Annotated in this window: 16 protein-coding genes; 12 read left to right on the top strand and 4 right to left on the bottom strand. The window is 47.9% G+C overall.

What is annotated here, in order from left to right; genetic code table 11:
• Genes FIM25_RS06215 through FIM25_RS06230 form a run of 4 tightly spaced genes read right to left on the bottom strand, consistent with a single transcriptional unit; the run spans position 1 to position 6,963 of the window.
• Positions 1 to 3,747: a glycosyltransferase gene (locus FIM25_RS06215; RefSeq protein WP_139447388.1), complete on the bottom strand. Its 3,747-nt coding sequence runs from the start codon at positions 3,745 to 3,747 to the stop codon at positions 1 to 3.
• Entirely contained in the window at positions 3,744 to 4,916 is a 1,173-nt protein-coding gene (locus FIM25_RS06220) for a class I SAM-dependent methyltransferase (protein ID WP_179953199.1), read from the bottom strand. The genes FIM25_RS06215 and FIM25_RS06220 overlap by 4 nt, the downstream gene beginning before the upstream one ends.
• Entirely contained in the window at positions 4,913 to 6,154 is a 1,242-nt protein-coding gene (locus FIM25_RS06225) for an ABC transporter ATP-binding protein (RefSeq protein WP_139447392.1), read from the bottom strand. The genes FIM25_RS06220 and FIM25_RS06225 overlap by 4 nt, the downstream gene beginning before the upstream one ends.
• Complete coding sequence (locus FIM25_RS06230; protein WP_139447394.1) at positions 6,151 to 6,963, bottom strand: ABC transporter permease; 813 nt, start codon at positions 6,961 to 6,963, stop codon at positions 6,151 to 6,153. The genes FIM25_RS06225 and FIM25_RS06230 overlap by 4 nt, the downstream gene beginning before the upstream one ends.
• 298 nt (positions 6,964 to 7,261) lie before the next feature.
• On the opposite strand from FIM25_RS06230, the gene FIM25_RS06235 reads away from it, so the two are divergent.
• From FIM25_RS06235 to FIM25_RS06290, 12 genes are all read left to right on the top strand, one after another.
• Positions 7,262 to 7,468: a DUF6447 family protein gene (locus tag FIM25_RS06235; RefSeq protein ID WP_139447396.1), complete on the top strand. Its 207-nt coding sequence runs from the start codon at positions 7,262 to 7,264 to the stop codon at positions 7,466 to 7,468.
• Positions 7,469 to 7,679: 211 nt separating this feature from the next.
• Entirely contained in the window at positions 7,680 to 9,014 is a 1,335-nt protein-coding gene (locus tag FIM25_RS06240; RefSeq protein ID WP_139447398.1) for a TolC family outer membrane protein, read from the top strand.
• A 506-nt stretch (positions 9,015 to 9,520) separates the two neighbouring features.
• The gene (locus tag FIM25_RS06245; protein WP_218961310.1) at positions 9,521 to 11,266 is read left to right on the top strand and encodes a type I secretion system permease/ATPase; all 1,746 of its coding nucleotides are present in this window, start codon (positions 9,521 to 9,523) and stop codon (positions 11,264 to 11,266) included.
• A gap of 143 nt (positions 11,267 to 11,409) precedes the next feature.
• Positions 11,410 to 12,720 (top strand): HlyD family type I secretion periplasmic adaptor subunit, encoded by a 1,311-nt coding sequence (locus FIM25_RS06250; protein ID WP_179953200.1) that lies wholly within the window; start codon positions 11,410 to 11,412, stop codon positions 12,718 to 12,720.
• A gap of 20 nt (positions 12,721 to 12,740) precedes the next feature.
• Positions 12,741 to 13,736 carry an acyltransferase family protein gene (locus FIM25_RS06255; RefSeq protein ID WP_139447404.1) on the top strand — a complete coding sequence of 332 codons (996 nt, stop codon included), beginning with the start codon at positions 12,741 to 12,743 and terminating at the stop codon, positions 13,734 to 13,736.
• 338 nt (positions 13,737 to 14,074) lie between these two features.
• Complete coding sequence (locus FIM25_RS06260) at positions 14,075 to 17,362, top strand: DUF4214 domain-containing protein (protein ID WP_179953201.1); 3,288 nt, start codon at positions 14,075 to 14,077, stop codon at positions 17,360 to 17,362.
• Positions 17,363 to 17,453: 91 nt separating this feature from the next.
• Complete coding sequence (locus tag FIM25_RS06265; RefSeq protein ID WP_139447406.1) at positions 17,454 to 19,460, top strand: tetratricopeptide repeat protein; 2,007 nt, start codon at positions 17,454 to 17,456, stop codon at positions 19,458 to 19,460.
• Positions 19,460 to 20,299, top strand: coding sequence for an FkbM family methyltransferase (locus FIM25_RS06270; protein WP_139447407.1), 840 nt, complete (start codon positions 19,460 to 19,462; stop codon positions 20,297 to 20,299). Before FIM25_RS06265 ends, FIM25_RS06270 begins: the two co-directional genes overlap by 1 nt.
• Positions 20,300 to 20,331: 32 nt before the next feature.
• Positions 20,332 to 21,141, top strand: a complete 810-nt coding sequence (locus FIM25_RS06275) for a SapC family protein (RefSeq protein WP_179953202.1) — start codon at positions 20,332 to 20,334, stop codon at positions 21,139 to 21,141.
• A gap of 34 nt (positions 21,142 to 21,175) precedes the next feature.
• Positions 21,176 to 22,180, top strand: coding sequence for a DUF6447 family protein (locus tag FIM25_RS06280; RefSeq protein ID WP_139447409.1), 1,005 nt, complete (start codon positions 21,176 to 21,178; stop codon positions 22,178 to 22,180).
• Between the two features lie 11 nt (positions 22,181 to 22,191).
• Positions 22,192 to 23,727 (top strand): class I SAM-dependent methyltransferase, encoded by a 1,536-nt coding sequence (locus FIM25_RS06285; protein ID WP_139447410.1) that lies wholly within the window; start codon positions 22,192 to 22,194, stop codon positions 23,725 to 23,727.
• 152 nt (positions 23,728 to 23,879) lie between these two features.
• The coding region (locus FIM25_RS06290; RefSeq protein WP_246052039.1) for an Rpn family recombination-promoting nuclease/putative transposase at positions 23,880 to 24,647 on the top strand (768 nt) is incomplete at its 3' end.

Genomic DNA, 24,647 nt, shown 5'->3' on the forward strand with positions numbered 1-24,647 from the left:
TCAGTTGCTTTCTTTAATGATAATATTTTTAAGCATCCCGGCGCTGCTTTGCCATGTGCGGAATTCCAGCCCATGGGATGCGGGATGCTGCTTTTTGTTGTACAGTTCCAGCCACCTGATGACGGCTTCAGATAAGTCAGCAGGTTCTGTTCCATGGAAATAAAAAGCCTGATCACCGGCAATTTCTCTGAAAACCGGGATATCCCTTACCATAAGGGGGAGTCCGTGGCGGGCGGCCTCAATGAGTGGAAGGCCAAAGCCCTCGCCTTCGCTGGCGGCAATAAGGCAGGCCGCAGCCTTGTAAAGTTTGTTGAGAAAGGTGTCGCTTACCCGGTTCAGCCAGAGGAGTCTTCTGTTTATTTCAGGATGCTTTCTGATTGTCCGGACGATTTGGGGAATGGTGCGGCGAAGTTCCCGGTTCAGATCAGGCCAGCCTTCCTGCCCGATAATAACAAGCCTTGCGTTGATGCCATCTTCCCACAACTTTTCAAAGGCTTTTATGGTCTGCAGATGTCCTTTGCGGGGTTCCAGCGTTCCCACCATGAGAAAGGTGGGGGTATTTTCAATGGACTGCAGTATCTGCTCTCCGTTTTCAGGCAGTCCTGTGCTTGGAGCGGAGTTTTCCGTATCTGCTCCCAGATGAAACCATTCTATGCAAAGATCCTGATTGATCTCCCCTTGTTCTGCAACCCATTCTCTGAAGTCTTTAGCCACGCTTTCTGATATGGCGATGACGCCATCCATGCGGGCAGTGGCCAGCAGCCAGTCATGGTGCCGGGAATCTGCGCCCGGTGGAAAACAGGAAGGGAGCCTGATGGGCAGCAGGTCATAGATGATAAAAAAAATTCGGGTTCCGTTGTTCCTGTAGTCTTTAAATAACCCCTGTTTTTCAGCTTCAATGAGTTTTTCTCCTGAAATATCCAGCCCCAGAATAATGTCTTCAGCAAAAATTTCAGCAATGTCATCGTTGGGGTTTTTCTGAGGGTGCCCGATAAGGCTCAGGGTATAGGAACGGGCATGGCGGTAGTTCCAGTCCCCTTTTTCTTTGTGCAGATATACAGGTTCAGTTCGGAAGCCGGGTGGAGGTGACTGGATCAATTCCAGCATTATGGCCCTGGTTACCCGTTCTATGCCTGTTTTCAGGTCACGGCTGCTGGTTGCTGTCACATCCAGAAAAAGATGCTTTTCCCTTGGGCGGGGCGGAAAGTTCCGGGCAAGGGATAAGGCGGTTTTTCTGATGTCTTCACCTGTTGCCCTGCCTGTTTTGCAGCAGGCAATGGCTTTGGTGGTGGCATGGAGATCTGTTGATGCCCTGTTGTAAAAACTTTCCAAAGCCAGCTGACAGCTTAGGGCGCAGCTTGCGGGGTTGTGATGCAGTTCTGTATGCTTTTTTGCTTCGGATCCCAGTTCAAGGCGTTTGTTTTCGTTTGATGCCAGCATTTCCATTGCATGGGCAAGATCTTTTTCCAAAAAAACATCCTGCAGCATGAGAACCGTATTTTCGGGAAGCTCCTTCATGCTGCCGTGGGCATTAATGATGGTGGCAAGACCGTGGTTCATGCAGTCCAGAACAGTTCCGGATGTTTCTCCTCTGGAACTTGTTCTGAGTTGTATGGCAAAGTCAGCTATTGAAAGATAATTCCGGTAATCCTGCTCATTTAACCAGCCTGTTATGCGTATCTGCTTTTCAGATCCTTTTTCTTTTATTTTTTTCAGTAGTGTCCTGCCATATTCTCCTCCGTGGTTCTCACCTGCAAAAATGAGGTGGCAGTCCGGTCTTTCTGCCAGGGAACTCTGGAACCATGCATTGAGAATTTTGTCGATGCATTTTACTGGATTTATGAAGCCGAAGGAGCAGACAATCATATCTTCAGGAGAAAAGCCCAGCCGGATTCTTGTTTCCATGCGGTCTGTTTTTTCCGCTGGTGTTCTCAGGTGCTTAAGGGAGATGAAGTTTTCTCTGCTTTTTTCTCCGTAAAAGGAAGCGGCCAGTTCAATGGCGTGCCTGGAATGCACCATCACTCCCCTTGCATGTTGAAGAATGTCCAGATTCATGGGCCAGCTTTTTTTACATGCGCTGACATCCTCCTGCTGGAGTTGTTTTAATGCAGGATACCCGTGGGATGCGTAGAGTTCGTCGGCCACTGAGCCGGGCAGCATGGCGTTTTCTGCCATGAAAATCTTCAGGTCGCTGAGAAAGAAATCATGAAGAACCACAGTCCCCGGCACCTGCTGCAGCAGTTGTATCATGGGGCTGTGCAAGGGGGAGTTGCCGAACTGGTACAGAACCCTGTCCATGTGTTCTGCATTCTGAAGCAGCCATTCAGGCGTTCTTACAGTGCCGGACCATCCCGGCAGATCTGTGGGCTGAGGCTGTGTGGCCACGGGTTCTATGTCGTAGTAACGGCTGAGTTCCGGAATAAGCTCCGTGCTGTATGCGGCGATACCGCTTTTGGCCGGTGGCAGTGGGGAAACAAAGGCCAGCTTAAGTCGTTTTGAAGACAGTTTCTCTGGTTTTATTATGCAAGGATTTTTACGGAAAAGTTTTTCCATTGCACCCATAGCCCGTTCTGCGGTTTTGTCCCATGAAAAACATAAAGCCCTTGTTGCGGAATGCTTCCTTAAACGCTGGTGCAGGGCGGGGGTTTCAAGCACCTCTTTTATTTTACGGGCAATATCTTCAGGCTGATGCGGGTTGAAAAGGGCTTCCCCGCACCCGATGACTTCCGGGATGCTGCTGGTGCAGGAGCCTATGACAGGTGCGCCGCAACCCATGGCTTCCAGAACGGGCAGGCCGAAGCCTTCGTGTATTGATGGGAAAACATAAAGCTCTGTGCTGCTGTAAAGTCCTGCCAGATTTTCATCATCAACATAGCCTGTGAAAACTATGGCATCATGTTCCAGCCCACATTTTGCGGCCAGTTTTTCAAGGGGCCTGCGAACGGTTTGGGGGATTCTGCTGGCGAGTACAAGCTGACGTTTATGGCGGATATGGGCCGGGAGCAGGGCAAAGGCCCTGATGAGACCCTCGATGTTTTTTCTGAAATCACTGACGCCGGGTGCGTAAAGCAGAAAGGGGCGGTCGATTCCATGGGCTGAGAGTATGTGCCATGTCTGTTCAGTTTCGGTCCGTTTGAATATGGGGTCAGCTGCCGATGAAATGGTGACGATGTTGTCGCCGGAAATATCCAGCTTTTCCATGGCTTCCATACGGGAACTTTCGGAGACGGAAAGCAGAAGATCGGCTTTCAGGAGTGCCTCGATTTTTTCTTCGTAAAAAATTTTCCGGTCAGAAGTATGCAGATAGTTTTCGGGGTAAATGAGTGGGATGAGGTCATGCAGAAGAACAACAGTTTTGTATGGGGATGGTAACTTTTTTACTGAAGTTACAGCATCATCTGCATATCCTTCAAAGAGGCTTGTGATGAAAAGTACATCTGGTCTGAGATTGGCAATGAATGCTTCTCTTTGATATTCAGCACTTTCTTTTCGCCAGACATTGTCCTTTGCAGCGGCGCATACCGGAGAAGTGGCTTGCCATACGCATATATTCTGTGCCGGGATAATTTTTTGGAGTGTTTTTTTTATACTTTCAATGGTTTCAGAAAATATACCATTAAGGACAATAAAGACTTCATGGCCTTCGGCCTGTCGTGCAATGCCTGTGGCCAGGGCCATGGATGACCGGCCAATCCCCCTGAAGCGGCTTGCGGACTGTGCGCCCTGCAAATCAATAACAAGTCTCACTTAATTGCTTTCCGGTGTTTTTTAATCTGTTGTTTCAAGTGCTGGTGAATTGCTCCGGCCCTTGGTGACAGGTATTGTGCTGACTTCTGGACTATGGGTCTTCCTGTGCCATGAATAATTTGTCTTATTCTGGCTTCAAGTCCGGGTATCCGGTTGAGAAAGGCTGTAGCTGTTTTTTTGAGCAGGGGGCTGGAAAGGGTAAATGTCGCAAGTTGTCGAACCTGTTTTTGAAAAAATTTCCGTGGGTTAAGAGAATCTGCTGCCCGCCTGCGGTATGAGGAGAAAAGGGTTTTTGCACGGCTCAGTTTCTGGTTGCCGGTTCTGATGGGGCGGGTTATTTTCCAAGATCGACTTTCTACAACTCTGTTGTAGTGTGACCACCCCTGTTCTGCCTTTATTATTCGTTTTTCAAATTTTTCTGCCAGTAAATCCAGAGGTATACCGTAGCTTTCTTTAAAGGTTCGCTGTACTGTATCCATAAGCGGGCTTTCACCCTGTTTCTGCGCAATTATGGCGTAATCGGGGCTTGCACCGTGGAAAAATTCCTGCAAAGTAATGGTTTCTGTCTGATGGAGAGCCTTGTTTTCATTAAGGCCGATGGTTTTAATTTGTGCAAAACCTTCATATTCAGCCATGAATTCCAGCAGGTGAGAAGGCAGGGGTTTTCTGTGGGTCAGGTCTACATAGAAGTCACGGGTGGCGACCCTCAGATTTTCCGGATTCGGGGTTTCAATGATCAGAAGTCCGCCTGGATGAAGTACCCGGCTGGCTTCATGGAAAAGTTTCAGAAGCTGGTCCGGTTGCAGGTGTTCCGCCAGATGGAAGGCCGTGACCAGTACCATGCTTTCATTCGGGGTCTGTGAAAGTGTGTCAAGGGCATCCTTTTGTTCAACGCAGAGTTCTCTTGAGTTGCATATGCTCAGCATGGTAGCATCGGTATCTGCTCCTCTGCCTTCAAAGCCGTTGTTTTTCAGCAGTTCCAGCCATTCACCCCGTCCGCATCCGAGATCCAGAGCCTTGCATGGGCTGAAGATATCCTTGAATGGAAGTATAAAGGGCAGATATACCTTCAGTCTTTCATATACCAGCTCACGGGGTCCCCTGAATCTTTCTTCAAAGGCTTTATAGAAAAAGGGGTCAGACCCCTTTTCTTCCTTTTCTTTTTTCATCGTGCATACTCCACTTTGGGGGGTATCCATGTCAGGCCGCTGAAAACCGGATGGTGTGTGTTGCGGACATGAAACATCAGAGCCAGATTCCGCCATTCATAGTTGTATTCCAGATGGTCTGCACCCCGGTGCAGTGCCAGTGCCAGTGAGTATGAGCCGGGGGCAAGATTTGCCGGAAAATAAAAATGGTACTCTGGTTTTTCACCTGCCCTGAGGTTAAGCAGACTGCAGCCGAGGTTGTGGGTGTTGGTGCCGAAGACATCCTGACCCAGCCGGTTTTTTATTACGTATCCTATGACCAGTTCGGGGATATCTTCTTTTACGGAGACCTTTATGCGAAGGCAGACGGGTTCCCCCGTGTGGATTTCTTCGGTACTATGACCATTGCTGTCCAGAAGATCAAGGGTTTCCACCTCTGCCTCACCCGTACCTGAAATCGTTTGTATGCCTTTGTTCTCCAGGTAGTTCATCCTTGGCCTGCAGCTTTCTTTTTCAGCAATGAGGGCATTATAATAATCCAGAACGCTTTCAGGAGTATTGTCCATCAGAAGATTTCCCTTATCCAGCAGTATGGCTCTGTCGCAGAAGGTCTGGATGGCATTTTTATCATGGGAGACAATAATCATGCTTGTGCCTGCTTCCCGAAACTTGCGGATACGGTCAAAACTTTTGTGCTGAAAATAGGCATCACCTACGGAAAGAGCCTCATCAATAATAAGTATATCCGGGCGAACGCAGGTGGCTACGCCAAAGGCTATGCGCATCTGCATTCCACTGGATAGGGTTCTTACGGGTTCGTCAAAATAGCTGTTTATTTCAGCAAAGTCCTCTATTCCGGGAAGGAGATCCATAATCTGTTTATGGGGAAAACCCAGCAGCCCCAGGGTATGCAGGGCATTCTGTCTGCCTGTAAGTTCCGGGTTGAATCCCATGCCCAGTTCTAGTATGGCGGAGATGCGTCCGGAAATGTGTATATGCCCTTCACTGGGGTGCAATGTGCCTGAAATGAGTTTGAGGAGGGTGCTTTTGCCGGCTCCGTTCTGGCCGACAATACCAATGGCCTCTCCTTGTCCCATCCTGAAGCTGATATTGCGCAGGACTCGTTTTTCCGGAATGGGGCGGGTTCTGATGCCCATCCATGATGCAATACGCCGCCATTCACTGCTATAATCCTTGTAGGCCTTGCCAAGATTAACGGTATGTATGCAAAAGGATTCGCTTGTTTTATTATGGTTCATAGTACATCCACCATTTCCCTGCTGGCTTTGCGGAAGAGAAAAAGTGCCGCAACCAGGGTAAGGCAGGTAAAAATACAGAGCAGAAGAATACCACCTGTCTGTGGTGCACGTTGATATACAAGAATGCTGTGATAGGCTTCTGTAATGGTGAAAAGGGGGTTGAAATGAAGCCATGGCTGCAGCTTTTCCGGTATTATTTCTGCAGGGTACACAATTGGGGTAAACCAGAATAGAAGCTGGAGGGCAATGGGTACAACCTGATTCAGATCCCTGATAAAAACATTGAGTATTCCAAGAATAAGTCCGGTTCCCGTGGCAAAAAGTACCGTAAGTACCATGAGAAAAGGCAGCCATAAAATATACAGGGTGGGCATATGCCCCAGGAATGCGAATATGAAAAGAATGGCCATAAACAGAAGAAAATTGTTGAATATGGCAGAGCCCATGACAATCAGAGGCAGCACTATTCTGGGGAAGGCTACTTTTTTCATCAGGTTGGCGTTGTCAATAAAAAGGGTGAGGCAGCGGTTGACTATTTCAGTAAAAAGATTCCAGGCAAGAATGCCGGCTGTCAGGTAAATGGCGTAGGCATAACGATTGTCAATACCCGGCAGTTTGGCGGAAAGCACGGCGGAAAGAATAAAAGCGAAAATTGCCACCTGGGCAAGGGGATTCAGAATCAGCCAGATGCCGCCGAATCTACTTCTTGCAAACCGGATTTTGATTTCGTTTCTGATGGATGACAGAATAAAAAAGCTGTAAGCCCATGGAAACTTTGGAACCCATTTTGAATACGGCGGTATTTCCATTTAGCTGATTCCGTCCTTTCAGAATTTGAACCATTACCTCTTTTTATCCAGCGCTGAACTATAACGGTTTGTGTCAGATTTTCAAGACCTGAGATTTTCTAAGCCATAATCACACCGTCCGGCTGCTCTGTCATTTATAGTGCGTCACTTAGATCGGGATTCAGGTTAAAGGTTATAGGCTCTCACCCTTGTCAAAAGTTGATTATAATGGCAGAATAAAAAAGTTGTGTCATACTGATCTTTTTGTTTAATATGTTTTTTTATTGAAAATTTAAATTTAAAAAGGAGCTGTTATCTTATGGTAGCGGAAGAAAATAATCAGAAAATAAGCATTGACGGCGTTGATTACAATCTCGATGATCTCAGTGAGAATGCAAAAAATCAGCTTGTTAATCTTCGTGTTACGGATCAGGAAATTGAAAGGGTGCAGCGGCAGCTAGCAATTTTTCAGACAGCCCGCGCAACCTATGCCAATGCCCTGAAACAGGCCATCAGTAAAAACTGAAAATCAGCATTAAGAAAAAAATAAAATAAGGACGGTCCGGCATTACGGGTTGTCCTTATTTGTTGTTTTATGCCTATGTTTTCATTTGTGCGCTCTGCCCGCCATGCTTTATTAAAGATTAATCTTGACAACAAAGCCATGGCAGGACTAAGACTGGCCTGTTTTTTCAGGGATTCTTACCGGGTACAAATTCATTAAAAAGGAAAGTCCCTTGCAGAAAAAAGCCCCGTGGTTCTATCCGCTGTTTTTTATTTTTTTTCTTACCTGTTTTTTTTTAATGCCCTCTGTTTTTGCCGGTCCCATGGACCTTCTGAAAGCCTGGGAGCTTGCCCGAAGTCACGATGCGGAGTATCTTTCCAGTGTTTATGAAATGGAAGCCGGAGAAACCTTCAGGGCGCAGGCCAGATCAGGCCTTCTGCCCCATTTTTCCGCAGGGGCGAGCTTTACCCATTCGGATTCGGACCGCTATGATAAATATGAAACCCGGCGCTATGCCGTCAGTCTGCGTCAGCCCCTTTTCAACCTTGAAAGCTATTACCATTACAGAAAATCCGGCCCTCAGGTGATGGCTGTCAGAGTGGCGGGGGATATGGCCGCTGCAGATCTTAAGCTGCGGGTGGCGGAGTCCTATTTTGATCTTCTGGCATCCATAGACCATATGTCCCTTCTCCTTGCCGAGGAAGCCGCTGTTGCTCGCCAGATGGAACAGTTTCAGGCCATGGAGGCACGGGGAGTTTCTACCCGCAGCGATGTTCTTGAGGCCAGATCCCGTCTGCTGGAGGTTAGGGCCGGTATTATTGAGGCAAAAAGTAACCTTCAGATAAAAAAAGACAGGCTTTCCCGCATTACCGGTGTTCCCGTGGAAGATGTTCTGCCCCTTGGACTTCACCTTGCCTACGATCCTCCGGGTTTATCCCTGAAAGACTGGCAGGAAAAGGCCCTTGCCGCCAATCTCAGGGTTCGGTACCATGAATATTATCTGCAGGTTTATATTAATGGTGAGAGGCAGGCACTGTCCCGCCATGCGCCCACCGTGGATGCTGTTCTGCAGCATATGGATACCAATGAAAGCACCCATTACAGGGCTGCCGATGATACCATCACCAGCGCAGCCGTTCATTTGAATATTCCCCTGTACTCCGGTGGAGAAACCAGTGCCCGCCACAGGGAAGCAAAGGCCATTGTAAAAAAAGCACAGGCGGATCTTGATCATATGAAAAGGGATGCCGTCCATCGTGTCACCGAGGCCTACACCCGGATAGAGGGTGCTTCGGCGCGTATTTATGCACTGGAGGAAGCCGTTGATGCCAATATACTGGCCGTGGAATCCAGTTCTCAGGGGGTGAGGGCGGGTATTCGTACGCCCACGGATGTGCTGGATGCGGAGCGAAGGCTTTATAATTCCCGCACCCGGCTGCTTCAGGCCCGTTATGACCATGTCATGGCCCGCCTGAGCCTGCTTTTCCATGCCGGTACCCTTGAAGATGAGGATATGGAGGAGCTGAACCGGCTTCTGGCAGTATCCGGTAACCCTGCCGGTGGCTGACTTGAAGCCCGTTGGCTGTAAGTATCTGTTCGGATCTGTGGTCACCGTCAGGCTTGGCACTTGTGTCTGCCTGGCTTTTGTGTGTGTCCGTGTCAGTCACTGTTTGTCCGTGTACAGTAGGTTGAGGCTCTCGAAGCCAGGTGGCTGTAAGTACCGTCCGGGGCTGTGGTTCCGTCAGCCTTGACAGAGTCTGTCCGGCTTTTGTGTGTGTCCGTGTCAGTCACTGTTTGTCCGTGTACAGTAGGTTGAGGCTCTCGAAGCCAGGTGGCTGTAAGTACCGTCCGGGGCTGTGGTTCCGTCAGCCTTGACAGAGTCTGTCCGGTTTTTGTGTGTGTCCGTGTCAGTCGCTGCATGTCCGTGTGCTTTTGGTTTTTGTGTCAGTCCCTGTTTGTCCGTGTTGTCCTTGTCCGTGCAGCCCGGAGGCTGAGGCCCTCGAAGCCCGTGCAAAAGTTTATCCGTTTCAGCCCCCTGAGGCTGAACCGTTACCAGTTATGAAAGGCTATGATTTGAAACCCTTAAGAAAACAATCAGCTGCTCAGGGAAACAAGGAAAAGGGAGAGCTGGCAAAGCTGCTGCTTACCTTTAAAACCACCTTTTTCTCCCTTGGAATTTTCAGCTTTGTGATCAATATGCTGATGATTACCCCAGCCGTCTATATGCTCCAGATCTATGACCGTGTACTCATGAGCGCCAATCAGACCACCCTTTTCATGCTCACCATCATCGTGGTCATGTTCTACGTCATTCTTGCGGCCCTTGAAGGTGTCCGAAGCCGGGTCATGGTGCGGGCTGGCAACAAGATAGATGCCTTAAGCTGTGACCGGGTATTTGACGTGGCCTATGAAAGGTCCCTGCGCGGTGCATCGGGCAGGGCTTCCCAGACCTTCAGCGACATGACTCAGGTGAGGCAGTTTCTTACGGGTAATGGTCTTTTTGCCTTTTTTGATGCCCCCTGGGCACCCATTTATATTTTCATTATCTTCATGTTGCATCCGGCTCTGGGGCTTTTTGCCTTAGGAGCAGCCATTATTCTTATTTTCCTTGCCTTTGTCACGGAATGGACCAGCCGTGCACCTCTGGGAGAGTCCAATAAGCACTATGCCTCTGCCACCAACTTTGCCAACATGAATTTTCGCAATGCGGAAGTTATTGAGTCCATGGGTATGCTGAATAACGTGAGAAGGCACTGGGATCCTAAACATCAGGCCCACATTGCATGGCAGTCCGTTGCCAGTGAGCGGGCGGGCACCGTGCAGGCCATCACTAAATTTGTCAGCCTTTCGGCCCAGTCCCTTATTCTGGGGCTTGGTGCCTATTATGTCATACAGCATGAACTGACCGCGGGTATGATGATCGCAGGTTCCATCCTTCTGGGCCGGGCCCTTGCCCCTGTGCAGCTTCTCATCGGTACCTGGAAGCAGTTTGTCACGGCAAGGGGTGCTTATCAGCGTCTTGAAGAAACCTTTGCTCTTTTTCCAGCGGATACGGAGTCTCTGAAACTGCCGCCTCCCAAGGGACGCGTGAGTGCAGCCGGCCTTGTGGCAGTAGCTCCCAATTCCAATGCCCAGATACTTAAAAATATTACCTTTGAGGTGCATCCCGGAGAGATTGTTGGTATTGTGGGGCCAAGTGCATCGGGTAAATCCACGCTGGCCCGTCTCCTTGTGGGGGCATGGCCGCCGGCCATGGGTGCCGTCCGTCTGGACGGTGCCGAGATGCATAGCTGGGACAGGCAGCAGGTGGGTCCTTTTATCGGATATCTTCCACAGGACATAGAGCTGCTTGAGGGCACCGTTGCTCAAAATATTGCCCGCTTCGGAGATATTGATGATGCTGCGGTTGTGAAAGCGGCACAGACAGCAGGTGTCCATGAGATGATCCTGCACTTTCCCGACGGATATAATACCTATATAGGCGAGGGCGGTGTGGTTCTTTCCGGAGGCCAGCGCCAGCGCATAGCACTGGCAAGGTCAATTTACGGCAGTCCTGTCATGGTGGTGCTGGATGAACCCAACTCCAATCTCGATGATGTGGGAGAGCAGGCCCTTGTGTCGGCCATAGAGCAGATGAAGGCGGACGGAAAAACGGTGTTTGTCATTACCCATAAAACCAACATCCTCAGTACCGTGGATAAGCTCATGATGCTTTCCGCAGGCCAGCTTCAGGCCTTTGGTCCAAGGGATGACGTGCTGCGCTGGATACAGGAGCAGCGGGCTAATGCCGAGGCCGCCGCCCGCAAGGCCATTACATGAGGGATGGGGCTGCTTGTCCGTGTGGAGTTCAGGCAGTTTCTGTCAGTCCGTGTCAGTCTTTGTTTGTCCGTGTATTTTGTATGTGTGCAGTCGCTGTCCGTTCGCTTTTAGGGCAACATTATTTACGCTCAAAGAGGATCCCCATGCAGAACCCCCAAATACCAAAACCAGATACCAATCCGGCCAAGGCCATTTTTACAGGCTTTGCCATTCTCATACTGGGATTTTTTTCCTTTGTTTTCTGGGCCGTCACAGCTCCCCTTGATAAGGGTATAGTCTGTCAGGGCATTGTTTCCGTAGAGACCCACCGCAAGGCAGTGCAGCACCTTTATGGCGGCATTGTGGATGCCATCTATGTCCGGGAGAACCAGCCCGTAAAAAAAGATGAACTCCTTATCCGCTTAAGTGATGTCCGTCCCCGTGCGGAGTACGCAGCCGTCCGCAGTGAGTACATCAGTGCCAAGGCCACCCATGCAAGACTACTTGCGGAAAGGCTTGGCCATGACAGCATCGCCTTCCCTGCAGATCTCCTTCTCCACAAGGATTCGGTTGCGGAGGAGATTCTTCACACCCAGCGGGAGCTTTTCTCCAGCCGCAGGGGCAGTCTTCTCAGGGAAAAGGAGATTCTGGAGGAAAACATCGGTTCCCAGCAGCGTTATATTGAAACCCTTGAGTCGGCCCTTTCCAGCAGGACCCGTCAGGCCAGCCTTCTGCTGGATGAAATATCCGACCTTCAGGAGCTTGTGAATGAGGGGCATTATCCCAGAAATAACCTGCTCACTCTGGAGCGCAGCCTTGAGGAGGTAAATTCCCGCAGGTCTGAGGATATCGGAAACATCTCAAGGGCAAATGGCCATATTACAGAGCTGCGTCTCCGCATTCTCAAGCTGGATCAGGATTTTCAGAAGGAAGTAGAGTCCGGACTCAGTGAGACCCAGCGCAGGCTTGCTTCCCTTATGGAGCAGTATGAGGCGGTAAAGGATGTGCTTCGCCGCACGGAAATCCGCTCCCCCGATGATGGTATTGTTCTCTCCCTTGAAACTCACACCATCGGTGGTGTGATCAGTCCCGGCCAGAAGATTATGGAGATTGTTCCCAGTGATTCTCTTCTTATTATTGAGGCCCAGATTCAGCCCAAAGACATTGACCGGGTTCATGGTGATATGAAGGCGGATTTGCGCTTCAGTGCCTTTGATACCCGAAACACACCTGTAATTGAGGGGGATGTTTTTGCAGTTTCTCCCGACAGGCTTATTGATCAAAACACAAGAATGCCCTACTATATGGCCAAGATTGCCATTCCCCACGAAGAGCTTGAAAGGCTTGGCCGGGACAGGCAGCTTGTTCCCGGTATGCCCGCTGAGGTGGTCATCAAGACAGGAGAAAGAACCCTGCTGCGTTATCTGATTGATCCTTTTATAGAAAGACTTTTTGTTTCCTTCAAAGAGGAGTAGCTTTCTGAGGAGTAGTTTTAATGGTAGGGTATTTTCGTCTTATCCTGGCCTGCATGGTACTTCTTTCCCATATTCATGTGCGTTTTTTTGATATGAATCCCGGAGTTGTTGCCGTTGTTATTTTTTATATGCTGGCCGGGTATGTGGTTTCAAAGCTCTGGCATGAAATACTTCCCGGTGGTTCCGGTCTGGTATTCCGCTTTTTAAGGGATCGTTTTTTGCGTATTTACCCTTTGTATCTTTATGTCTGCGTTCTGACCGTTGCTTTTTTTCTGACAACGGGTTATGGTCCTGCTGATTTTACTGTAGTAAAAATATTTTATAATTTTAGCATTGTACCGCTGAACTATTATATGTGGCTTGACAGCGGGGTTCTTTCCGGGCATGGGCTTTGCATTGTTCCTCCTGCGTGGTCCCTTGGTGCAGAGCTGCAGGCTTATCTGCTAATGATGTTTCTTTTTATTTTTAAGCCCCTGAAGCATCTTCTTGCAACGGCCAGCTTCCTTGTTTTTCTTATGGCTGCGTTCGGGTTTTTGCATACGGATTATTTTGGTTACAGGCTTTTGCCGGGAGTTTTGTTCTTTTTTGTTCTGGGGAGCTGCCTGTTTCAGATCCACAGAGGGCGTGCTGATTTATTTGACAGATGTTTTCCTGTTATTATCTGGCTTGCTGCGCTTGTGGTTTTTTCTTTTCTCTGGATGAAGGGTTTTCACAGGGCAGACTATATCCGTGAAACTTTTCTTGGTCTGTCCATGGGCTTGCCTCTTCTTTATATGATGCATAAATCAGGCAGGCACCTTCAGGGCAATGCCTTTTGTGCAGGTCTTTCCTATGGGGTTTTTCTCAGCCATTTTCTGGTTATATGGTTTCTGGATCATATGGGCTGGTCTTCGGAAGCCAATGCGGGCGGCTTATTTTATTCCACCGTTGTTATTTGTTTAAGTGTTTTTATTTCCTGGTTCGGTGTGAGATTTATAGAATCTCCGGTGACGTATTGGCGCATTGCAAAAAAATAAGTTTTTTGCTTTTTTCGGGGTTTGTTTAAATGGTTTATGGGGTTAAGGGTTTTGTTTTTTGGCAAAAAAGTATATGTGATAATGTTTTTTGTAAGCTGAAAAAATCAGGCAAACAATCTTTTTTGACTGATAATATTTTTGTTTTGTTTTTTTTTGTTGCATGGTACGTGCTGTTTTTGATATTGTGCCTTTGAAAAATTTAGTTCAGAAAATTTGTTTGCTTCGGAATGGTTTTTGTATCCGGTAAGTAAACGTTGGTTTGAGAAGTTCGGAAACTCCCGGGCTGTGCAATGTCTTGGTATCCGGGCAAAAACAACATTAAGTGGAGGTATAGACTCATGGCTTTAACACAAACGCAGGTTTCTCAACTTTATGTGGCACTGTTCGGCCGGGCTTCCGAAGGTGCAGGTAACAAGTTCTGGCAGGGTGCGGAAGACATGCAGTCTGCAGCTCAGGGCATGGTTGAAACCGATGCTGCTGAAGAGTTTTATGGTGATAAGTATGATGATGATGCAGCCTTTGTAGAAATGCTTTATCTCAATACCATGAATAAAGCTCCGGATGCAGAAGGCCTTGATCACTGGGTGGCATCCCTTGAAGGTGGTGCGAGCCGAGGTGAAGTAGCCGCAGAATTTATAGCCGCTATAGAAGATAATAAAGAAATTGATCCTGTGGGTTATGCTACCTTTAACAACCGTGTTGCAGTATCCGATTACACGGCAGATAAGGTACCCGGAGAAGACCTTAAAGTTTCTGAACTTGATGAGTTTGTGGGATATGTTTCCGAGGTAACAGATGATGAGTCTACTGTTGCCGCAGCTAAGGAAAAAGTTGATGCAGACGTCCCCGATCCCGGCGTTCCCGGTGAGACCATTACCCTCACTACTGGTAAGGACATTGTAGGCCCCGATGCAGAAGAAGGGTTCAAGACCACAGAGAATAACGACACCATCAAGGGTGTGGTGGATAACCTTGCTACCAAGCGTACCCTGGACGCAACAGATCAGATTGATGGTGGCGAAGGCAACAATACCCTTCAGGTAACCATGAATGCCAATTTCAATGGCTTCAGCGGTGGCGATGATGGCGGTTTCATGAAGAACGTGGGAACCGTTGAACTGACCAATTCCACCAAGTTTGAGCGTTCCTTCAATGCCAAAAACGTTGAGGATGTGGAAACTTATAAGCTGGACGCTACCGAAGGTGCCGTGAAGCTTACCAACCTTGCTGAAGCGGGAATTACCGTTGAGGTAACAGGTCAGGCACAGGCAAAAGGCACCGGAGACAGTAACCTTAATATCGGTTTTGATGCTAAAGCCGTAGCTGGTCAGAACGATGCCCTTACCCTTGGCCTGAATGGTGTGGGGCGGCTTGGTGATCTTTGTGACAATACCGATAATCCCCGTTCCGTTGTCCTGAAGACCAATGGTATTGAACATCTTACCCTCAATGCCATGTCCTCGTACAATCGCATTGATCTGGATGGAAACGGCTCCAAGACGCTTACTGTTACAGGCGCAGGGACTCTGGCCTTTAGTAATGTGGCCAGCACTGTAACTTCTGTTGATGCCTCTGACAGTAAAGGTACTGTAACTGGTGATCTTACCGGTATAACCAGCTCCAAGCTTGCATCCATTGAGGGCGGAAGTGGTGACAACAGCTTTACGGTTAATGTGAGCGGTCTTTCCGCCACAGCGGCCATATCCGGCGGCGAAGGCAGTAATGCTTTGCGGATCAATGCCGATAATACCACTTCCCGTGCCCTTAGTCTGGATATGCAGGAGGTTGGAAAGCTTACTGTGGCGCAGTCTGGTGCCCTTGCGGGCAGGCTCACCATTGACGGCACCAAGATTCAGGATCTGGAAACATTTGTATATGCAAGGGTAACAGGGCCGGTTGTTCTGGCCAACATGCAGACAGAGGACCTGACTGTGGCGCTGGCCAGTGGTTCAGCAAGTACCCTGACCTACGATGGGTACGGTAATCTTGCCGTTGCCACCGTAGCAGGCAAGGTAGATTTTGTGGACTGCAAAGGTGATTTGCAGGCAAATGTTGGTAACGCTACTTCCTCCAGTGCCAATGTCGTAGCGGTTAATGCCTCCAATGTTACATTCATGGTATCTGAAAACAGCACTTATACTGGTGAGATGACTGCTGCCGAAGCAGAGCTGGTTACCCTTGTTGTAAAATCTGCTAAGCAAAATGCGGAAGATACCACTGAAGGTGCTGAGCTTACTGAATTTAATGGTACGCTTACCGCAGCTAAGGCAACGCAGGTGAATGTTCTGGCAGAAGGAGCAATGGGAGCTGCTGCAACATTGAATGTGGATGCAGCCGAAACCCTGAATCTTACCCTCGGTGAAGGTGCTCTTACACTCAACGCTAAAGAAGCCAACCAGATTGATATTACGGCAAGTGAAGACTTTACTCTTACTTCTGCAGACCTGAATAAAGTACAGGTTCTCAATATCACAACGGCAGAAGAGTTTACAGTTGATGCGAGTCTCAATGCACTGTCCCAGTCTGAAATAAGAGGCAATGGCGCAGTTGAATTTGATCAGGCTGTCGGCTCAAAGGCAGAAAACATTGAAATTAATGCCCGTGAGCTGAAGGGTGACTTTATCGTTGAGCTTGCTGATCAGGATGTAACGGGTGTTGCTCAGGGTACGGCCGAGATCATCGGCTCCAACATCGGTACCAATGAAATTACTGTCGGTGAAGGTAGAGATGTAACGGTTGTGGGTGGTATTCAGGATGACGTGATTTGGGTAAAAGCCAATGGCGAGCATACGCTGACGGGTGGTTTGGGTGCAGATATCTTTAACTTGACTGATAGCGCAGCTACTTCGGCAACAACAGCAGGAGTGACGGATGCAGTATCATTCACTGCAGAAACGATAGCTTCTGATGCCGAAGCAAGTGATACGCCTGCAGAAGTGATGACTATAACGCTAAATGGTGTAGAAATCACCGTTGAATTAAGAGCTGCTGCTCCCTCAGGTACTGTAGCCTCAGAACTTACTGCCGATGACGTTGGTGGTGCCATTGCAACTGCTATTTCAGAAGCAGTTGCTGCAACGGATGCAACAACAAATGAGTTGGTAAATCCTGAACTGCAGGGTATCACTGTCGGCAATACAAGTGGAGTTGTCACCATAACCCTTGCAGCCTCAACGGAACAAGCAGGATCGGGCCTAGTGATTGATGGTGCTGATCTTGCTTATATTGCGGCAACAGACCCTGTTTCTGAAACTTGGGATAATTACGAAGCTCAGCAGGAATACCTTGATGCAGGAACCAGTATCACAGGCAAAGTTACCATCACGGACTTCAGCCTGACCGGTGGTGATCAGTTGGCATTAGATGGAACTTATACTCTTGTTGAAGCGGACGCCTCAGGAACCCCTGGCAGTCTCGAGCTTGCCCTTGCTGGCACCAGCTGGGCTGCTGTAGAAGCAGCTGCTTTTGCAAGCACTGGTAACTCCGTGTTCGAATTTGGTGGCAATACCTATGTTACCAATGCCGATGCGACAGCAGGATTCGATGCTGATGATGATCTCCTTGTTGAGCTGACTGGTGTTACCAATGTTGAATCCGTATTTGATCTGGGTTTACAAGCAGCCTAAATAATTAGTATCGTATCATTTTTGTCTAACTTAGAAATCCCCACCTTCGGGTGGGGATTTTTTCATATATGCCCTCCCGGTGTGGAAATCTATGAAACGAAGAAAGCGAATCGCTATACCAGCTTCTAAGGGTTTTATTCGTCATCTTGAAGAAGCTCAGCGTCTTCATGTCAAAGGCAATTATGAAAAGGCTCTGCAAAGCTATCATAAGTTGTTACGACTTCGACCAGATCATGCTGTTGTTTTAGGCAATATCGGTGCCATATATCTTGCCCGAGAGCAGTTTGATCAGGCATATCGGTATATTAGCAAAGCTCTGGAAGCAGCCCCTGATTTTAAAGATGCTCTGAATAATCTGCTTTTGATCCATTTACATTATAAAGACTATGGGAAGGCTGAACAGGTTGGAGAGTACCTGGTTTCGTTGGATGCCTCCAACCCTTTGTATGTAATCCGTCTTTATATGGCATATATGAGTAGGGATGCCCGCAGACCGATGTTTGAGCTGCTGCAGTCCTATTACAACGCTTGCCTTGAAAAGAATGAGGAAATGACTCCCCAGCTGGAGTCTTATTTTTTTGATTTGCTTTTTGAATTTGAAGAATATGAAAAGCTGGAAGAAATTCTTCTTGCAAAAGATGAAAATCAGGCAAATTCCGCTAACCCGGATATTAATATTTATCTGCGTTTGTCCCGTCTTTACCGGGAGCAGATTAATTTCCAAAAATCACAAGCCTGGCTTGATTTAATACCGGAAAATTTGCGAGATGGATTTGGGTACCACACAGAAATACTTAAAACCTACGGCAAAGCCGGTGAAGATCAAACCGCCATTCCTAGTGGTCAATGGCTTTTGGAGTTTAAGGACAGAAGCGGCCATGAAAGTGCGGATCTGAACTGGGTGCAGGAAGTAACGGCGGGCTGGGGAGATCGCACTCTTCCAGAATTCAATAGTGACAAGCCTGAGCGTAATATTATTGCCTTCAGCTTATTTGGTGATAATGAAAAATATACCCTTGCAGCCGTTGCCAATGCACAGCTTGCCAGAAGAATATATCCGGGCTGGACAGCTCGTTTTTACTGCGGCAGCAGCGTTCCGGATGAAATTCTTGATGCTTTGCGTAAAGAGGGTGCTCAGGTAAAGCTGATGGATGAATCCAGAGGGCGTTATACTGGCCTTTTCTGGCGATTTTATGCTGCAAATGATCCTGATGTTGATTATTTTATTTGTCGTGATTGCGATGCCTTGCTAAACGACAAGGAATATCTGGCCGTTCAGGAGTGGCTGGATTCGGGTAAGCCTTTCCATCTTATGCGGGATCATGTTCAGCACGCAGAAATTATGTTGGCAGGTCTCTGGGGTGGCGTATCAGGCTGGTTGCCGGATCTGGAAAAGCTTGTTGAAGATTACTACCGCCCTGGAATGAGCCGCTGGGCGGATCAACAGTTTCAACAGAGGTATATATGGCCCTTGATCAAGCCCTATACCCTGACCCATGACACCTTCTACGATGTTGGTTATGATACCCGGCCATTTCCTGAAGGGCATACCCTCCCCAAGGAGTGGCATGTCGGTGGCTATGTACCCCTGAAAGTAGCCAGAAATTTTAAGGCTACTAAAAAACGTGAACATATTAAAAAAATACAAGATTTTTGCTTTTGTAGTAATTCTGATTCAGTAATGGAAATGGAACCGGGGGCAGATATTGAGAATGTAACTCAAGCCATGAACTATTTGCGCACTGAGGCAACAGGGCTTAAGCTGGGGAAGTTGCAGTTGTTGGTTGAAAATTTGAGACATCGCTTTGATAATTCAGAATTGTTGAATATGATGGGGGTTATTATGATGAGAAGGGCTTTGCCTGAAAATGCTTTGAGTTTGTTTGAGCAAGCTGTATTGAAAAAGCCCGATGAGCCAAAGTATATTTTTAATTCCTGTCTGGCTGCAATTAAATTATCAAGATACCAGGCTGCCTCCAGTTACATCGAGCTGTTTTCTGAAAAGTTTGATCTTTATGATGACCTTCAAAAGCTTAAAACAAAGTTGAAGAAGATAGACAAAAACAAATCGTTTCAATCAATTTATGAGGTCATTTAATGCATGACATTAAGGTTTTATCTGAGACCCAGCGCATGGTAAAAGGACGGCACGGATATTTTGTGTATAATTTACATGACCATTATATCGGAAAGTCCCTTGAGCTTTATGGAGAGTATTGTGAGCATGAGGTTTCATTATTTTCTAAATTGATTGAGCCAGGTAGCTGCGTGTGGGATGTAGGAGCTAATATTGGCGCTTTGACAGTGCCCTTGGCGCATCTTGTTGGCGAGTCAGGCAGAATTGTTGCTTTTGAGCCTCAACCAGTTATCTTTAACAATCTAGCTGCTAATGTGAGTATAAATGGTCTTAACAATGTGCGTTGCCTTCCCTTTGCCTTGGCAGATCGATCACAAGAATTAGTTGTTAAGGTTCAAAATTACCATGCTCCGGGCAACTTTGGTGCTGTTTCCTTGGTTAATAGTAAAAAGTCATTACCTGACGCAGATGCTGTAAGGGTGGAAGCAAAAAGCTTGAGTGATTTGAATTACCTTCCAAAGCCTGCGTTTATAAAAATTGATGTTGAAGGTATGGAAGCGGCAGTTATTTCAGGTTTGCGCAAGCTTATATCCGTGACTCCTCCTCTTCTTTATGTTGAAAACGACCGTGTCGAATATTCTGCTGAATTGATAGAGTTGTTATGGGAGCTTGGTTATTCTTTGTATTGGCATATTACGCCCTATTATAATGATAAGAATTATTTTGGTATAAAATATAATTTGTGGCCCGGAATTTCTTCTTTTAATATGATATGTGTTCATTCCACACACAGCCATATTAACATTAATGCAGAAAAAATAAGTGATAGTAAAAAACACCCTTTGCAAAAAAAAATCTGATTCGTTGTAAAGAAAAATAGGGAGAATATATAGTGACACAAAATCTTGAGGCCATTAGCGTATCTAAGCACGGGGAATATGTATGGATACGATCGCATAATTACCACTATGCAAAAAGGTTTATGTATTTTCCCCTTGTTGGTGCGGAGTTTGCCAAGGCTTGTTTAAGTTTTCCTGTTCTTTTTATGCGTGATGATTCAGAGCAGCTATTCCCTGTTGCCTTGCTGGGCCTGAAAGAAGATAATAATCTTTTTGTAAACCCTCAGGGACAGTGGGTGGGTGACTATATACCCGCTCAGCTTCGTACTTATCCTTTTCGCATAGCCCGTACTGCTTCAGACGATAAAATGGTGCTGTGTTTTGACCCGGACAGTGCGTTGGTTATGCCGGAAAAACTGGCAAGGGGTGAAAAATATTCCCGTATATTTGATCAAGAGGGCAACCTTTCACCGGATATGAAAAACCTGCTGCATTTTTATGAGCAGACGGATCACAACAGACGGGTCACATATGCTGCCTGTAAGGTACTGTCCGAGATGAATCTCTTTATGGAGTGGGATTTAAAGGTCCAGGATAAGGCAAACGGTGTACCGATTGTGATTAAGGGGTTTTATCGTATTGATGAAGCTGCGCTGGAAGCTTTACCTCTTGAGCAGTTGGCGGATCTGAAAAACAGGGGGATTCTGACATTTATTTACAGCCATTTGATTTCAACCAATCTGATAGAGCGTCTGGAAAAAATGTTGGAGCATCAGGGACGGCAGGAAGCTGCAGCTCAGCAGGTTGAAGATGTGGATCTGGATGTCTTGTTTGGTGAAGATGATGATATGCTGAAATTTTAGCAATAAGGATTAAGCCCTTCAGGCAAAAGAAACCATGAACAGATACCATTGCAGTGAATTTCCCCGGTTTGAGAACATGCGACAGGACACAGAGCTGAAACAAAGTCTTCTGTCAGAGGCCTCTTGGGATGCGGAAAAATTTGTGGATCTGGCCTCCGTCCTTCTGCTTGCTGCCATACAAAACACTTATGCTTCAAGGCATCAGGCAGATAAAACCCGCCTTGCCCGTCTGATAGCTAAGGGGTATGCCCCGGAAACCCTTGCAGCCGCCTTTGCAAGGGCCTGGCTTGTGGATGATGACTGCATCTGTCTTCCCCGTAAGTCTCTGCTGGATTCTCCTTTGCCCATGGCCCTTGTTTTTTTTATTGCGGTCCTTCTTTTCTGGAAAACCCAGCTTTCCCATCTGCATTTTACACCGGGAAATCTTGCGGGTTTTTTTCTGACCACAGTGTTGCTTGTACTGCCTGTTCTGGGTGTTTCATGGTATGTGGGCGGTTTGTTTCATGGTATGCTTTTAAGGTATTTTCCCGGCATTCGTAAAACAGAGGCGCTGCCGGAAGATTATGAAACCCGTGCTGCAAACATCATTTCTGAGCTTGCCGCATCTTCTTCTTTCAGCCCCGCTCCTTCCACCGTATCTTCTTCAGGACTTATTCTGTTTAACAATACACCTGTAAACACTGCTTCGGAACAACAAGGGGCTTTTGTCAGCTCCCCCTCCATGAATCATTCTTCTGTATCCGGGCCGGAACTTCCCCATGCAGAACTAAAGGCTGCACCCGCTGTTTTTAACCTTGCCCTTCTTCCGCCTCCGGATGCGCCTGTTGTTCTTCCAGCCAAACTTGATCTGGACGGCAGTGTTTACGAGGTCTCCGGACTGAGCCATGAAGCCCGGCAGCTGGTCATCAGCATCCACAGTACGGATCAGCAGATTGCCCATCTGAAAAACAGGCTGGCCATAACCCTTACGGCACGGGCAGCCTTTGCCGCTGGTTTGCAGTCATCCATGGGTGAGGGCAATAACCATCTTCAATCATAGAAAGGATCACCATGTCAGACTGGTCATCGGGTTATGTATCGGATATCGGCTATACCTACGGATACTACAAAGAGCTGAACCCCCTGCTGCTGCGCCTTGCTTTTCTGAACGCAGGCCTTGTCTATCCCGAAGTAAAAACCGCCTGTGAGCTGGGTTTTGGTCAGGGTTTAAGTGTGAACATCCACGCAGCCGCATCCCCCGGTATCTGGCATGGTACGGATTTCAACCCGTCACAGGCAGCCTTTGCCAGAGGCCTTGCCGATATATCCGGTGCGGATCTCCATCTTTCCGATGCAGCCTTTGATGAGTTCTGTGCCAAAGACGACCTTCCCGGCTTTGATTATATCGGGCTGCACGGCATCTGGAGCTGGATATCCGATGACAACCGGGCTGTGATTGTGGATTTCATCCGCAGGAAACTCAATGTGGGCGGTGTGCTCTACATCAGCTACAACACTTTACCCGGCTGGGCTGCCTTTGCTCCCATGCGTCATCTGATGACAGAGCATTCCGAAGTCATGGGTGCCGAGGGCAGCGGTATCCTAAGCCGCATAGACGCATCCCTCATTTTTGCAGAAAAGCTCATGGCTACCCAGCCCCTTTACGCCCGTGCCAACACCCAGATAGCCGACAGGCTTACCAAGGTGAAGGAGCAGAACCGCCATTACCTTGCCCATGAGTATTTCAACAAAGACTGGCACCCCATGCATGTATCCACCATGGGTGAATGGCTGGAACCTGCCAAGCTCTCCTATGCCTGTTCCGCACATTACATGGATCACATTGATGCCTTGAACCTCACCGAAGAGCAGCAGGCCCTGTTAAAGGACATTCCCCATCCTCTGTTCCGTGAGACAGTCCGGGACTTCATGGTGAACCAGCAGTTCCGAAGGGATTACTGGGTCAAGGGCATCCGTAAGCTCCAGCCCTTAGAGCAGGCCGAAAGCATCCGGGAGCAGCGGGTGGTGCTGGTATCCCACAGACCGGATATATCTTTGAAGGTAAACGGCACTTTGGGCGAAGCCACCATGAACGAGGGTGTTTATCTTCCCATTCTGGATTTCATGGCAGACCATAAGCCCAAAACCATAGGCCAGATAGTAAAGGCCATGGATGAAAAGAAGATCAGCTTTGTGCAGGTCTTGCAGTCTGTGATGGTGCTTGCCGGTGCGGGTCATTTTGCAGCCGTTCAGGAGGATGGTGTCATCCAGAAGATGAAAAAGCGCACGGATAAGCTGAACGCCTTTATTATGGACAAAGCCCGCAGCAGCGGAGACATCAGCTACCTTGCAAGCCCCGTTACGGGCAGCGGCATACAGGTGGGGCGGTTCCAGCAGCTCTATTTGCTTGCAGCGGCCAAGGGTAAAAAACAGCCTGCGGAACAGGCCGCCTTTGTCTGGGATATACTGGCGGCGCAGGGCCAGCGCATCGTGAAGGAAGGCAAGGCCCTGGACACCATGGAAGAAAACATCGCAGAGATTACCCGGCAGGCTGAGGAGTTTGCCCAAAAGCAGCTTCCCGTGCTGAAGGCCCTGCAGGTGGGGTAGGGGGTATAATGCCGTGCACAGGGCAGGTTCTTTGTGCCTGCCCTGTGCTGGCTGCCCCCCTTCCTACTCCCCCCTTCCCACTGCCCCTTTTTCAGGTTATGGTTCTCCCTGTCATATGAACCAGCAACCAGCGGGAGGCCCCCTTGAACCAGATGCTCACGGATTTTTATGTAAAGCCCACATCGGATATTTTCTTCAAGTTTCTCTTCGGCAAGGAAGAGCATAAGCCCATTCTCATTGATTTTATCAATGCCGTTATGAAAAACTCAGGATTCCCTCTGATCACAGACCTTGTGATTAAAAACCCTTTCAACATCCAGACCATCCTCAATGCCAAAGAAACCATACTGGATATCAAGGCAAAATCTTCTGACGGCAGGTGGATTGATATGGAAATGCAGAACTCGGATAAGGGCTTTTTCGGGGAACGGGCTTTGTATTACTGGACTGACCTCTACGGAGATCAGCTGGTTACAGGTGACAATTATTCTACCCTGCGTCCTGTGGTCTGCATCAATATCCTTGATTTTAAGATGTTTAAGAATGTGGATCGATACCACCTCTGCTTCATGCTTAGAGAAAAGGATACGCCGGAACTGCTCCTGACGGATCACCTTTCCCTGCATTTCCTTGAACTTCCCAAGATTACTGCTTACAATCTGGATAAGAGTCTGGACAACTGGCTTTATTATCTCAAAAATGAAGGCCTGAATAAGGAGGATGGTATTATGGAAAACATCTTGAAAAACAATCCTCAGATAGCCAACGCCAGAGAAAAGTACATGAGCTTTACTCAGGACGAACATATGCGTGAAGCCTATAATTCCCACATCAGGTGGAAGCGGGATCATGAATCGGCTTTGTTTCTTGCAGAGCAGAAGGGAGAGACCAGAGAGAAGTTCCAGACCATTATGCGTCTT

The sequence above is a fragment of the Desulfobotulus mexicanus genome (assembly GCF_006175995.1).
In the GTDB taxonomy this organism is placed as follows: Bacteria; Desulfobacterota; Desulfobacteria; order Desulfobacterales; family ASO4-4; genus Desulfobotulus; species Desulfobotulus mexicanus.

Bases quoted from the DNA above. Each gene is read 5' to 3' on its own strand.
- FIM25_RS06220 (WP_179953199.1), bottom strand. From the start codon at position 4,916: ATGAAAAAAGAAAAGGAAGAAAAGGGGTCTGACCCCTTTTTCTATAAA.
- FIM25_RS06225 (WP_139447392.1), bottom strand. From the start codon at position 6,154: ATGAACCATAATAAAACAAGCGAATCCTTTTGCATACATACCGTTAAT.
- FIM25_RS06230 (WP_139447394.1), bottom strand. From the start codon at position 6,963: ATGGAAATACCGCCGTATTCAAAATGGGTTCCAAAGTTTCCATGGGCT.
- FIM25_RS06235 (WP_139447396.1), top strand. From the start codon at position 7,262: ATGGTAGCGGAAGAAAATAATCAGAAAATAAGCATTGACGGCGTTGAT.
- FIM25_RS06250 (WP_179953200.1), top strand. From the start codon at position 11,410: ATGCAGAACCCCCAAATACCAAAACCAGATACCAATCCGGCCAAGGCC.
- FIM25_RS06255 (WP_139447404.1), top strand. From the start codon at position 12,741: ATGGTAGGGTATTTTCGTCTTATCCTGGCCTGCATGGTACTTCTTTCC.
- FIM25_RS06260 (WP_179953201.1), top strand. From the start codon at position 14,075: ATGGCTTTAACACAAACGCAGGTTTCTCAACTTTATGTGGCACTGTTC.
- FIM25_RS06265 (WP_139447406.1), top strand. From the start codon at position 17,454: ATGAAACGAAGAAAGCGAATCGCTATACCAGCTTCTAAGGGTTTTATT.
- FIM25_RS06270 (WP_139447407.1), top strand. From the start codon at position 19,460: ATGCATGACATTAAGGTTTTATCTGAGACCCAGCGCATGGTAAAAGGA.
- FIM25_RS06280 (WP_139447409.1), top strand. From the start codon at position 21,176: ATGAACAGATACCATTGCAGTGAATTTCCCCGGTTTGAGAACATGCGA.
- FIM25_RS06285 (WP_139447410.1), top strand. From the start codon at position 22,192: ATGTCAGACTGGTCATCGGGTTATGTATCGGATATCGGCTATACCTAC.